12 protein-coding genes are annotated in these 12,778 nt (G+C 36.3%); 10 read left to right on the forward strand and 2 right to left on the reverse strand.

The window, feature by feature from the left end:
- The first annotated feature begins 40 nt into the window (after nt 1–40).
- From purR to CRO00_RS19145, 6 genes are all read left to right on the forward strand, one after another.
- The gene (purR, locus tag CRO00_RS19120; protein WP_097075274.1) at nt 41–868 is read left to right on the forward strand and encodes a pur operon repressor; all 828 of its coding nucleotides are present in this window, start codon (nt 41–43) and stop codon (nt 866–868) included.
- Nucleotides 869–1,243, forward strand: a complete 375-nt coding sequence (locus CRO00_RS19125; protein ID WP_097075275.1) for a RidA family protein — start codon at nt 869–871, stop codon at nt 1,241–1,243.
- Between the two features lie 182 nt (nt 1,244–1,425).
- Nucleotides 1,426–1,716: a septation regulator SpoVG gene (gene spoVG / locus CRO00_RS19130; RefSeq protein WP_097075276.1), complete on the forward strand. Its 291-nt coding sequence runs from the start codon at nt 1,426–1,428 to the stop codon at nt 1,714–1,716.
- A gap of 200 nt (nt 1,717–1,916) precedes the next feature.
- Entirely contained in the window at nt 1,917–3,281 is a 1,365-nt protein-coding gene (gene glmU, locus CRO00_RS19135; protein WP_097075277.1) for a bifunctional UDP-N-acetylglucosamine diphosphorylase/glucosamine-1-phosphate N-acetyltransferase GlmU, read from the forward strand.
- A 32-nt stretch (nt 3,282–3,313) separates the two neighbouring features.
- Complete coding sequence (locus tag CRO00_RS19140) at nt 3,314–4,270, forward strand: ribose-phosphate diphosphokinase (protein WP_097075278.1); 957 nt, start codon at nt 3,314–3,316, stop codon at nt 4,268–4,270.
- A gap of 194 nt (nt 4,271–4,464) precedes the next feature.
- Entirely contained in the window at nt 4,465–5,094 is a 630-nt protein-coding gene (locus tag CRO00_RS19145) for a 50S ribosomal protein L25/general stress protein Ctc (RefSeq protein ID WP_097075279.1), read from the forward strand.
- 63 nt (nt 5,095–5,157) lie between these two features.
- Here the strand turns inward: CRO00_RS19145 and CRO00_RS19150 are convergent, their stop codons facing one another.
- On the reverse strand, nt 5,158–6,345 hold the full coding sequence (locus CRO00_RS19150) for an amidohydrolase (RefSeq protein WP_097075280.1): 1,188 nt from the start codon (nt 6,343–6,345) through the stop codon (nt 5,158–5,160).
- 198 nt (nt 6,346–6,543) lie between these two features.
- Here CRO00_RS19150 and pth point away from each other — a divergent pair, with 198 nt between their 5' ends.
- From pth to spoVT, 4 genes are all read left to right on the forward strand, one after another.
- The gene (gene pth / locus CRO00_RS19155) at nt 6,544–7,107 is read left to right on the forward strand and encodes an aminoacyl-tRNA hydrolase (protein WP_097075281.1); all 564 of its coding nucleotides are present in this window, start codon (nt 6,544–6,546) and stop codon (nt 7,105–7,107) included.
- Between the two features lie 93 nt (nt 7,108–7,200).
- Nucleotides 7,201–7,428: an anti-sigma-F factor Fin gene (locus CRO00_RS19160; protein ID WP_097075282.1), complete on the forward strand. Its 228-nt coding sequence runs from the start codon at nt 7,201–7,203 to the stop codon at nt 7,426–7,428.
- 200 nt (nt 7,429–7,628) lie between these two features.
- Complete coding sequence (gene mfd, locus CRO00_RS19165; RefSeq protein WP_097075283.1) at nt 7,629–11,150, forward strand: transcription-repair coupling factor; 3,522 nt, start codon at nt 7,629–7,631, stop codon at nt 11,148–11,150.
- 160 nt (nt 11,151–11,310) lie between these two features.
- Entirely contained in the window at nt 11,311–11,847 is a 537-nt protein-coding gene (spoVT, locus tag CRO00_RS19170; RefSeq protein WP_097075284.1) for a stage V sporulation protein T, read from the forward strand.
- 149 nt (nt 11,848–11,996) lie between these two features.
- Here the strand turns inward: spoVT and CRO00_RS19175 are convergent, their stop codons facing one another.
- On the reverse strand, nt 11,997–12,632 hold the full coding sequence (locus tag CRO00_RS19175; RefSeq protein ID WP_097075285.1) for a LysE family translocator: 636 nt from the start codon (nt 12,630–12,632) through the stop codon (nt 11,997–11,999).
- Nucleotides 12,633–12,778: the final 146 nt, after the last annotated feature.

A 12,778-nucleotide genomic window follows, 5' to 3' on the forward strand; every position in this document is an offset into this window, starting at 1 on the left:
GACCTTGAATAGGATTAAATGATGTATAGGAGTGGGTTACATGAAATGGAAGCGAAGTGAGCGTCTTGTAGATATGACTTATTATTTACTTGAGCATCCACATCAACTAATCCCGCTCACTTTTTTTTCTGAAACTTACCAATCTGCGAAATCATCCATTAGTGAAGATTTAACAATTGTGAAAGAAACATTTGAAGAAAAAGGAATCGGGTTGTTGATGACAGTACCTGGTGCAGCAGGAGGAGTAAAGTATATTCCAAAGATGTCTGATGAGGAAGTTCGTGAAATAATACAAATTTTAATCGCCGAACTTAGCCAATCAGATCGCCTACTACCAGGTGGATATTTATTTATGACTGATTTACTTGGAAATCCAGAACTTATGAATAGAGTTGGGAAAGTATTTGCAGGCATTTTTGCTGACCAACAAATTGATGTTATTATGACTGTTGCAACAAAAGGTATTTCGATTGCACATTCGATTGCCAGACACTTAAATGTGCCGGTAGTCGTTGTTCGTCGTGATAGTAAAGTAACGGAAGGTTCAACAGTTAGTATTAACTATGTTTCTGGATCTTCTCGTCGCATTCAGACAATGGTACTCTCGAAGCGTAGCATGAAAAGTGGGCAACGTGTTCTTATTACCGATGACTTTATGAAAGTTGGAGGTACTATGAACGGAATGAAAAACTTACTAGAAGAGTTTGATTGTGAACTTGCGGGAATTGCGGTTCTTGTTGAAGCGGAACATGCAGATGAAACACTCGTGGATGATTATTACTCACTTGTGAAACTTCATGCAGTAAACGAAAAAGACCGTACGATTGCTCTAAGCGAAGGGAATTATTATTTAAAGGAGAGAAACTAAATGAAACCAGTATCAACTACAAACGCACCAGCTGCAATTGGACCATATGCACAAGGAATTGTCGTAAATGGCATGTTCTACAGTTCAGGTCAAATTCCTTTAACAGCATCAGGAGAACTTGTTGAAGGGGATATTGTTGCACAAACGAACCAAGTATTTGAAAACTTAAAAGCTGTGTTAGCTGCAGCAGGAAGCTCTCTAGATAAAGTAGTAAAAACTACAGTATTTTTAGGGGATATGAATGATTTTGCAGCTATGAATGAAACATATGCAAGTCATTTTGGGGATCATAAACCAGCTCGTTCTGCAGTAGAAGTAGCGAGATTACCAAAAGATGTGAAAGTTGAAATTGAAGTAATTGCTGTAGTCGAATAAAACAAGAAAGACGGATTCTTCTAGAGTCCGTCTTTTTTTCCATCAAATTTCCATATTTATTAAAAACTAAAAATAAAAAACTTTCTAATTTTTTTAAATATTTTATAATGAAAGAAGGACTTTTAAAATTTTTGTAGAATTATAGTTTTTAAAAGGCATCCTAGAAGAGAGGAGTTGAGAGAATGGAAGTTACTGACGTTAGACTACGACGTGTTCAAACTGATGGACGCATGCGTGCTATTGCTTCCATCACACTAGATGATGAATTCGTCGTACATGATATTCGAGTGATTGATGGAAATAATGGTTTGTTTGTTGCAATGCCAAGTAAAAGAACACCAGATGGAGAGTTCCGCGATATAGCGCACCCAATTAACTCTGAAACACGAAATAAACTTCAAGAGGTTGTACCTGCTGCTTATCATGCATCAAGTGAAGAAGATACTTTACAACTTGAAGAAGCAAATGCTTAATACTAATAATTAGAAGAGCCACTCTTTTAGAGGAGGCTCTTTTTGTATTCTCATATTATGAATTTATTTTAATAGGATGAATAAGGGACTAAAAATTACCAAAGGGGGATGTCATTGATTTGTCAAGCTTGCATACCTTGAAAAAACCGCAAAATTACTATATAGTCTAAAGAGAATATGAGCAAAATGGAGGACTTAGAATGACTAACATTTTTGCGGTCATTTTGGCTGCAGGTCAAGGAACTCGCATGAAGTCCAAATTATATAAAGTGCTCCATCCAGTTTGCGGGAAGCCAATGGTTGAACATGTTGTTGACAATATTCAAACTTTAGATGTAAATCGTATTGTTACAATCGTTGGTCACGGAGCTGAAAAAGTAAAAGAACAACTTGGTGAAAAGTCAGAGTATGTTCTTCAAGCTGAACAACTGGGAACGGCACATGCAGTAAAACAAGCAGAGACGATTTTAGGTGAATTAGAAGGAACAACACTTGTTGTTTGTGGTGATACACCTTTAATACGTACTGAAACATTTAAAGCATTATTTGAACACCATCAAACTCAAAATGCAAAAGCCACTATTTTAACAGCAGTTGCTGACAATCCAACTGGTTATGGCCGTATTATAAGAAATGATACTGGTCAAGTTGAACAAATTGTTGAACAAAAAGATGCGACAACTGAGCAGCAATTAGTGACAGAAATCAATACAGGTACTTATTGTTTTGATAACAAAGCTTTATTTGATGCGTTAAAACTCGTGAACAACGAAAATGCTCAAGGCGAATATTATTTACCAGATGTAATTGAAATCTTGCAAAAACAAGGTGAAATTGTTTCGGCTTACCAATGCGAAAATTTTGAGGAAACATTAGGTGTTAATGATCGTGTAGCTTTATCACAAGCGGAAGGTATCATGCGCGCTCGTATTAACGAAATGCATATGCGTAATGGGGTAACAATTGTAAACCCTCTGACGACTCATATAAGTGCTGACACGATTATTGGAAGCGATACTGTAATTCAACCGGGTACAATCATTGAAGGTAAATCGATTATTGGCGAAGATTGCATCATTGGGCCAAATAGTCATATTGTAAATTGTCAAATTGGTGATCGTTCAACAGTACAAAATTCTGTTGCCACTAATAGTATAGTAGGAGAAGATACATCGGTTGGACCATTTGCACATTTACGTCCAGATGCTGAACTAGGTAATTACGTGAAAATAGGCAATTTTGTAGAAGTTAAGAAAAGCACTTTAGGGGACCATTCAAAAGTTTCCCACTTAAGCTACATTGGTGATGCTGAAGTAGGAAGCAATGTGAATATTGGTTGTGGTTCAATTACGGTGAATTATGATGGTAAAAACAAATATAAAACTGTAATTGAAGATAATGTTTTTGTAGGATGTAACTCAAATTTAGTCGCACCAGTGAAAATTGGGGCGGGGTCTTTTGTTGCAGCTGGCTCAACGATTACAAAAGAAGTACCGGAAGATTCACTTGCTATCGCTCGTGCTAGACAAGAAAACAAACTAGACTATGCTAAAAAACTAAAATAAAATAAATTCGTAAAAACTTTTAGGAGGCCATCATGCCGTATCATTACGCAGGTTCAAAATTAAAAATCTTTTCATTAAACTCTAACTATCCATTAGCTCAAGAAATCGCTGAAGTAATGGGTGTTGAGCTTGGTAAATCATCTGTTAAACATTTTAGCGATGGTGAAATCCAAATCAGTATTGAAGAAAGTATCCGTGGTTGTGACGTATTTATCGTTCAATCAACTTCTGCTCCAGTAAATGAACACTTAATGGAATTATTAATTATGGTTGATGCTGTAAAACGTGCATCTGCTCGTACAGTAAACGTTGTTATGCCTTACTATGGCTATGCACGTCAAGACCGTAAAGCAAAAGCTCGTGAACCAATTACAGCGAAACTAGTAGCTAATCTCTTAGAAACGGCTGGTGCTACACGTGTAATCGTTTTAGACTTACACGCTCCACAAATTCAAGGCTTCTTTGATATTTTAATCGACCACTTAATGGCTGTACCTTTATTATCTGAGTACTTCAATAATAAATTGGCAGGCGAAGATGTTGTAGTTGTTTCTCCTGACCATGGTGGTGTAACTCGTGCACGTAAAATGGCTGAACGTTTGAAAGCACCGATTGCAATTATTGACAAACGTCGTCCAAAGCCAAACGTGGCAGAGGTTATGAATATCGTAGGGAATGTAGAAGGAAAAGTATGTATTTTAATTGATGATATTATTGATACTGCTGGCACAATTACAATTGGTGCGAATGCATTAATGGAAGCGGGCGCTAAAGATGTGTATGCATGCTGTTCTCACCCAGTATTATCAGGTCCAGCAATTGAGCGCATTGAGAACTCTGCTATTAAAGAATTAGTTGTAACAAATACAATTCAGTTAGCAGAAGAAAAATTGTCTCCGAAAATTAAACAACTTTCTGTAGCTAACCTAATGGCTGAGGCAATTTCTCGCGTTTATGAAAACAAATCAGTAAGTACTTTATTTGATTAATAAATTTAAGGCAAAGTCGAAGTAAATTTGACTTTGCTTTTTTTAATTTGTTTAGGAAACCGCTTCCCTATGGAGATGAATGACCAAAGAGGGCGAGTACAAGTGTAGGGCATATTTTTCTCCTCCCATCGTTTAGTATCAAATAAATAAACCTATACTAACCAATGTCATCAATTTCTGGAGGGAATAAAAATATGGATATTATATTACAAGCTGAAAGAAGACAACCAGGTCCTCGTTCATCACTAACACAACTTCGAAATCAGGGGAAATTGCCAGCCGTTATATATGGTTATAATGTGGATGCAATACCTGTTATTTTAGACTACAAGGAGACGGCGAAAGCAGTTCAAAGATATGGGCGTTCCAGCATATTTAAAATTGATATTGAAGGAAAACAAGTGAATGCTGTAATTAATGAAGTTCAAAGATGTGCACTGAAAGGAACTGTGAAGCATGCTGATTTTTTATCGATTAACATGGCAGAAGATATAGAAGTAGCGGTTCCTATTAGCATTGTGGGAGAAGCAAATGGTGTGCATGAAGGTGGAGTGCTGACACAACCTGTTCGCGAAATTACAATTAAAGTAAAACCAACAGCAATACCTGAGTCGATTGAAATTGATGTATCAAATTTAGGTATTGGAGACTCATTATCTATTGCAGATATTCGAAATAATATTTCATATGATGTAATCAGTGCCGATGAAGATATATTAGCAACTGTTACACCACCTGTAGTGATTAATGACGACACTGCTGGACAAGGTGACGATGGAAATCAAGATATAAAAGGGACCGAAACTCCTGAATCACAAGCGTAAAGTAGCATAGCAAGAAGGGGCATCAAAATTGAATGCCCCTTTACTTTGTTTTTTTAGGAAATCTTAATCTAAATTATAATATCCACAAACTACATACCCCACAGCTTTTGCTGCAACTAGAAGCGAATCCTCATCAATATCAAATTTAGGATGATGATTGAAATAAGGCTCTTCTACTCCTTTTGGTGAACAAGCGATGTAAAAGAAACAGGATGGGAACTTCTCAGCATAGTAAGCAAAGTCTTCTGATGGAGACATTGCTGGAAACTCTTTTACTTCTGTAATGTGCTGATCTTTTACATCTTTAAGAATCATCGCTACTATATTTGTTAATTCAGGATTATTATATAAAGGCGGATAATCATTTTCATACTTGAGCTCACATGTTACTCCAAACTCTTCCTCAAGACCTTTTACAAGTCTTCTTACTTCTTTTTCAATAGTGCTCTTTGTCTCTTCTGTCATGTATCGGACATCACCCTCTAACTCCACACTATCTTTAATAATATTAAATGTACCTTTTCCATCAAATGAACCAATTGTAATCACGCCGGTATCAAAGGGACTTAATCGTCTGCTAACAATTGTTTGCGCGGCAGTAACAAAATGTGCACCTGCGACAATCGCATCATTTGCCAGATGTGGTGAAGAGCCATGGCCGCCTCTACCTTGAACCCTCAATTTAAAATAGGCTCTCCCAGTAAATGAGTAACCCGGATGGTAACCAACGACTCCTGCTGGGCCCATTGGTAGAAGGTGAATGCCAAATACATTGTCAAGGTCATCAAGTACTCCCGATTCAACAATACTTTTTGCTCCACCTGGTGGAACTTCTTCAGCATGTTGGTGAATTATTTTTATCGTACCGGGAATGTCCTCTTTTAATTGAATTAAGCAATCCGCTAATACAAGTAGATAAGCAGTATGACCGTCATGTCCACAAGCATGCATTACGCCATCTTTTTTTGATTTAAATGGTACGTCTGTTTCCTCAGAAATTGGAAGCGCATCAAAATCAGCACGAAGACCAATTTTTTTGCCAGGTTTTCCTCCATTAATTGTGACAACAATACCATAACCGTTTCCGACATTCGTTTGTATTTCAACATCTTTGTTTTTATAAAAATCAATAATATAATGCGCAGTTCTTTCCTCTTTAAAAGAGATTTCAGGGTATTGGTGTAGATGTCGTCGAATTTCAATTATCTCATCATTACGAGCTTCTAACATTGACATTAGTTTTTCTTTCAAGCTTCCACTTCCTTTTAGCTGATTTCACTATCTAGCTGTAATATTTAGGTTTCCCATTTACTAATGATAAAATAAATTTTATGGTCAATGCTAATACTAAGCTGAACTGACAAGATTGATTTAAAAAGTATAGTTTTTACAATTCCTTCACTCCATATGTTAAAATAAGCACGATTAGATAATAAAAGGATGAGAACTATGAAATTGATCATTGGGTTAGGTAATCCAGGGAAACAATACGAATATACCCGTCATAATATTGGATTTGAATGTATAGATGCACTTTCAAAAAAGTGGGATGCCCCATTAAACCAAATGAAATTTAATGGAATGTATGCAACAGTACACCGACCAGAAGGCAAGGTAATGTTACTTAAGCCACTCACATATATGAACTTATCAGGTGAATGTGTTCGTCCTATTATGGATTACTTTGATATAAATATTGAAGATATTATTGTTATTTATGATGATTTAGATTTAGAAACAGGAAAACTTCGATTACGACAAAAAGGAAGTGCTGGCGGCCATAATGGGATTAAATCGTTAATCCAACATTTAGGAACCCAAGAATTTAACCGTGTCCGTGTAGGAATTAGTAGACCTCCAGCAGGTATGAAGGTTCCCGATTATGTGTTATCGAAGTTTCCAAAAGAAGAAGGTCCAGTTATTGAACAAGCAATTGATAAAACGGTTGCAGCTGTGGAAACTTCTTTAACGAAAAAGTTTCTTGAAGTGATGAATGAGTTCAACGCTAACTAGTGACAGAAGTTGTTCTGTGCATAATTTAGGAAAAACAGGTCAATACTTTGAGTAGGTAAAGCTTTTTTACACACTTAAAGGAGGAAGGTTATAATGCCTGTTCGTTATCGTTGCCGCCATTGTGAAACAGAGATTGGTACATTACCTTTTGACGCAGATGAAACAATTCGAAAGTTGCATTTATTCGAAGTTGGAGAAGTCGACGATTATATTGAAAAAGATCAGCACGGTCAGACAACAGTGCATTGTATCTGTGAGCAGTGTGAAGATTCTTTAAGACAATTTCCTGATTACTATGCATTAAAAAATTGGCTTCAGTAAAAACAAAAATCTAAAGTAGTTCTAGCCAATGAAAAGGAAAGGAAGATGCTTTGGTTCTCCAAGGAATCAAGGCTTCTTCCAATTTCCTGTTTCAAAATATTCGCGGATAAAGTTTATTAATAAAGCATGAGTTCATTTCATATGTAACTTTATGAGCATTTTTACATATATTTGTTTATTCGTGGAAGGGGGTTTTAAGAATGGAAGTTTTACACCAATTATTCTCGCAAAATAAACATATAAATACTTTCATACAGCAAATTAGTGAACAAGCATATGATTCACAACTAATTACAGGGTTAACGGGAAGTGCAAGACCTGTCTTAATTAGCACGATTTTTAAACAATTTAAAAAGTCTCTATATGTACTATCGCCCAACCTTTTACAGGCTCAAAAGTTAGTGGATGATTTATCTTCCTTAGTTGGGGAAGATGTTGTTCATTATTATCCTGCCGATGAGTTTATTGCAGCAGATATGACGATTGCATCACCAGAATTGAGAGCAAGTCGTATTGCTACTCTAAACCATTTAACAAAAAAGGAGCTTGGGATTTTTGTCATTCCAATCGCAGGTATGCGGAAAGTTATGACTCCTGTTGACCAGTGGAAACAATATTATTTAGAAGCTTCCGTTGATTCAGACATTGAAATAGAGGATTGGTTACTACAGTTAGTAACGATGGGTTATACAAGAAGTCAAATGGTCACAACACCAGGTGAGTTTGCATTGCGTGGAGGGATACTAGACATTTATCCACCATATGCAGAGTCACCTATTCGTATTGAATTATTTGATACATTAGTTGATTCTATACGAACATTTTCTGCAGATGATCAACGTTCCATTGAAAAACTGGATGCCGTACAAATTTTACCTGCTAGTGAATTGTTATTAACAACAAAACAACGAGCAGAGTTAGCAGAACGCTTAGAAACTGCATTAAGTCGAACACTGAAAAAGGTAAAAAAACAAGAAGTTCAGGAAGCGCTATACCAAAATATTCAGTACGATATTGAAATGCTCAAGCAAGGGAATATTCCAAACCATGTAACAAAGTATGGATCCCTATTATATGAGGAAATCACTTACTTAGGAGATTATTTCGCAAAAGATGGAATTGTCCTTTTTGACGAACTAGGTCGTATTCAAGAAGTAATGGATGCATGGGAAAAAGAAGAAGAAGAATGGTTTATTTCTTTAATTGAAGAAGGAAAAATGGTTCATGATGTGAAATCCTCCTTCTCTTTTAAAGAAGTATTATCAATGATTGAACAACAAAAACTGTTCTTTGCGCTATTTGCCCGAACGTTTTCTGGAATCACTTTTAAAAAGACAACGAATTTTTCATGTAAGCCAATGCAGCAATTCCACGGTCAAATATCTTTATTACAAAACGAAATTGAACGTTGGAATCAAGAAAAGTTTACGGTCCTTTTTGTTGCAGATGGTAAAGAACGGTTAAAGAAAATGCAAAGTACGCTTGAAGAATACGACATTCATAGTTTACTAGGCTCCCCACAAGGTGCAGGAGTTTACTTAGTAGATGGTGTATTATCTACAGGGTTTGAATTACCGCTTCAACGAATTGCTGTAGTGACCGATGACGAGTTATTTAAACAACAACCGAAAAGAAAACCACGTCGAAATGAAAAAATGTCTAATGCTGAACGCATTAAAAGCTATACGGAAATAAAACCGGGTGACTATGTAGTACATATCCACCATGGGATTGGTAAATATATAGGCATCGAAACATTAGAAGTGAATGGTACTCATAAAGATTATCTTCATATTCGCTATCGTGCAGATGATAAGTTGTATGTTTCTGTTGATCAAATTGATTTAATCCAAAAGTATGTAGCTTCTGAAGGAAAAGAGCCAAAGCTTCATAAACTTGGCGGTGCAGAATGGAAAAAGGCGAAAGCAAAAGTTTCATCAGCTGTTAATGACATTGCGGATGATTTAATTAAACTTTATGCAAAACGTGAAGCGGAAAAAGGATATGCCTTCTCACCGGATACGGATGAACAGCGTAACTTTGAAAATTCCTTCCCTTATGAAGAGACAGAAGATCAGCTTCGTTCGATTATGGAAGTAAAACGAGATATGGAACGCGAACGACCAATGGACCGACTTGTCTGTGGGGATGTTGGTTACGGTAAAACTGAAGTAGCAATCCGTGCTGCTTTTAAAGCAATCATGGATGGAAAACAGGTAGCATTTCTTGTTCCAACGACAATCTTAGCTCAACAGCATTATGAGTCAATACAAGAACGTTTTGAGGAATATGCAATTAGTGTAGGGTTGCTTAGTCGATTCAGATCGAAAAAACAACAAACGGAAACATTAAAAGGGTTAAGTGAGGGAACGGTTGATATTGTTATAGGAACGCACCGTATTTTATCAAAAGATGTTGTATTCAAAGATTTAGGTTTATTAATTGTCGATGAAGAACAACGCTTTGGTGTAACCCATAAGGAGAAAATTAAACAGTTAAAAACAAATGTGGATGTGTTAACGTTAACTGCTACACCAATTCCAAGAACGTTGCACATGTCAATGGTAGGTGTTCGAGATTTATCGGTTATTGAAACGCCACCACAAAATCGTTTCCCAGTACAAACCTACGTAATGGAGTACAATGATGCACTTATTCGGGAAGCTATTGAACGAGAGATGGCTAGAGGCGGGCAAACGTTTTATTTGTACAATCGTGTTGAAGATATGACAAGAAAAGTAGAAGAAATCCAAATGCTTGTTCCTGAAGCACGAGTTGGCTATGCGCACGGTAAAATGACAGAAACGCAGCTAGAATCAATTATTTTAAGCTTCTTAGACGGCGAATATGATGTGTTAGTGACAACGACCATTATCGAAACGGGTGTAGACATGCCTAACGTGAACACGTTAATCGTCCATGATGCCGATCGCATGGGCTTGTCTCAATTGTATCAATTGCGCGGACGAGTGGGACGTTCAAATCGTATTGCTTATGCTTACTTCATGTATCAACGTGATAAAGTGTTAACGGATGTGGCCGAGCAAAGACTCCAAGCTATTAAGGAATTTACAGAGTTAGGTTCTGGTTTTAAAATTGCGATGCGTGATTTATCAATTCGCGGTGCAGGGAATTTACTTGGCGCTCAACAACACGGATTTATCGATTCTGTTGGATTTGACTTATACTCTCAAATGTTAGAAGAAGCAATTGCAGAACGTCAAACAGGTGTGAAAAAAGAAGAGAAACCAGAAATTGAAATTATTTTACACACAGATGCTTACATCCCGGATAAATATATTCCGGATGGCTATCAAAAAATTCAAATGTATAAACGTATAAAATCAATGGATCGTGTAGATGATTATTCTGAAATTATTGACGAACTACATGACCGTTTCGGGGATTTACCAGATGAAACAGAGAGATTATTGCGTATCGCTCGAATCAAAGTTTGGGCAATGGAAGCAGGAGTGTCAGCAATAAAGGAAAAACAAAAAATAATTTCTATTCACTTAACAGAAGAAGGTACAGCAAGTGTGGATGGCAGTAAAATTGTGGCCGATTCCATGAAATTTGATCGTGCTGTGGGGTTCTCGATGGATGGAAACAAACTAACGCTTACAATCGATGAGAAAAAGTGTGGAAAATATCATTCATTTGATGTGCTAGAAGAGATGATGGAAATAATAGCGAAAGCAAAAAAGGAAAAAATAGTGTAATGAAAATATTCGACCTAAGGAAATACTATCGTAAGTATAATAATTTCTAGTTTTTTAGCTATAATTTAATCCTCTGCATACACTTTTTGCATACATTGACCAAATATTATCCATACTATCAATGTGAATCGAAAATTGATGACGAAAGAGAGGCAACTAGATGAAAGCAACAGGAATTGTCCGTCGTATTGATGATTTAGGTCGAGTAGTTATTCCTAAAGAAATTCGCAGAACAATGCGAATTCGTGAAGGTGACCCATTAGAAATTTATACTGATAGAGAAGGGGAAGTTATCTTAAAAAAATATTCCCCGATAAATGATCTTAGTGAGTTTGCAAAAGAGTATGTTGAGTCACTATATGAAACGGTTGGAACTCCAGCTTTAATTAGTGACAGAGACGAAATGATTGCAGTTGCTGGATTATCGAAGAAAGAGTACACGAATCGTCGTCTTTCCGTTTTTGCGGAAGACTTTATGAAACAGCGTTCAGTCGTTACTGAGAAAACGGAAACAACGATTGAATTAGTTCCAGGACAGTTTGAGCAAGTGAAATCTTATTGTGTAGCGCCAATCATTTCAAATGGCGATGCAATTGGAGCTGTCTATTTATTATCGAAAGTTCACTTCATTACAGATGTTGAATCTAAAGCAGCTGAAACTGCAGCGAACTTCTTAGCAAAGCAAATGGAAAACTAACGGATGAAAGCGTCTCTATAAAGGAGGCGTTTTTTTATGAATAAAATTTAAAGTGCGAATTAAACCTATCAAGGCATATTACACAAATAAAAAGCCGTGCAAACCTTTTTGACGGCATGCACGACTAATTTGTAGATGTTCAAGCTATTTTAAGCAGAAGGTTTTGTTTGTAATAATTTAATACCCATTGCAATGAAAACAATTCCGGTTAATTTATTTAAGATTGTTGAGAATTTAGCGTTACCTCTTAGCTTTCTAGTAGACATTGAAGTTAGATAAGCGGTGATTAAACACCATATTCCCCCTGTTAAAGTAAAAGTAAGTCCTAAAATAATAAAAGGAATTGGTGAGAAAACTTGCGAATTTGTCTGAATAAATTGCGGAAGAAAAGCTAAGAAAAATAGAGCAACTTTAGGGTTTGTGACGTTTGTAATCATACCTTGTAGGAATATCTTTTTATTGCTTTGTTTAGGTAATGATTGCTGTTCGCTTGGGTCATTTTTTGAAATGAGCATCTTAATACCTAAGTAAGCTAAATAGATAGCACCTACAATTTTGATTAAATTAAATAACAAAGCAGATTGCATTAAAATTACTGAAAGACCAAATGCAGCAAGAAATGTGTGTACTACTACCCCAGCAGTAATACCAAGAGCTGAATAAACTCCTGCAGTTCTACCTTGAGAAATACTCCGACTTACAATGTACATTGTATCTGTACCGGGTGTTAAATTCAGCAAAATGGCCGCAATTAAAAATACCTCGAAATTTATGATTCCCAACATTTGTACACTCCTCCTTTAAAATATTGTAGTCTTTTTAATTACCGAAACTCAATACCATAATTGCACACGTTAAAACGGTTAGTATGACTTTTAGCAGCGTATGTAATTCTTTGGTATACTATTTTGTAGTTTTAGGAAGAAAGAGG

The organism is Ureibacillus xyleni, from assembly GCF_900217795.1.
GTDB classification, from domain to species: domain Bacteria; phylum Bacillota; class Bacilli; order Bacillales_A; family Planococcaceae; genus Ureibacillus; species Ureibacillus xyleni.

Bases quoted from the DNA above. Each gene is read 5' to 3' on its own strand.
- purR (WP_097075274.1), top strand. From the start codon at position 41: ATGAAATGGAAGCGAAGTGAGCGTCTTGTAGATATGACTTATTATTTA.
- CRO00_RS19125 (WP_097075275.1), top strand. From the start codon at position 869: ATGAAACCAGTATCAACTACAAACGCACCAGCTGCAATTGGACCATAT.
- spoVG (WP_097075276.1), top strand. From the start codon at position 1,426: ATGGAAGTTACTGACGTTAGACTACGACGTGTTCAAACTGATGGACGC.
- glmU (WP_097075277.1), top strand. From the start codon at position 1,917: ATGACTAACATTTTTGCGGTCATTTTGGCTGCAGGTCAAGGAACTCGC.
- CRO00_RS19140 (WP_097075278.1), top strand. From the start codon at position 3,314: ATGCCGTATCATTACGCAGGTTCAAAATTAAAAATCTTTTCATTAAAC.
- CRO00_RS19145 (WP_097075279.1), top strand. From the start codon at position 4,465: ATGGATATTATATTACAAGCTGAAAGAAGACAACCAGGTCCTCGTTCA.
- pth (WP_097075281.1), top strand. From the start codon at position 6,544: ATGAAATTGATCATTGGGTTAGGTAATCCAGGGAAACAATACGAATAT.
- CRO00_RS19160 (WP_097075282.1), top strand. From the start codon at position 7,201: ATGCCTGTTCGTTATCGTTGCCGCCATTGTGAAACAGAGATTGGTACA.
- mfd (WP_097075283.1), top strand. From the start codon at position 7,629: ATGGAAGTTTTACACCAATTATTCTCGCAAAATAAACATATAAATACT.
- spoVT (WP_097075284.1), top strand. From the start codon at position 11,311: ATGAAAGCAACAGGAATTGTCCGTCGTATTGATGATTTAGGTCGAGTA.
- CRO00_RS19175 (WP_097075285.1), bottom strand. From the start codon at position 12,632: ATGTTGGGAATCATAAATTTCGAGGTATTTTTAATTGCGGCCATTTTG.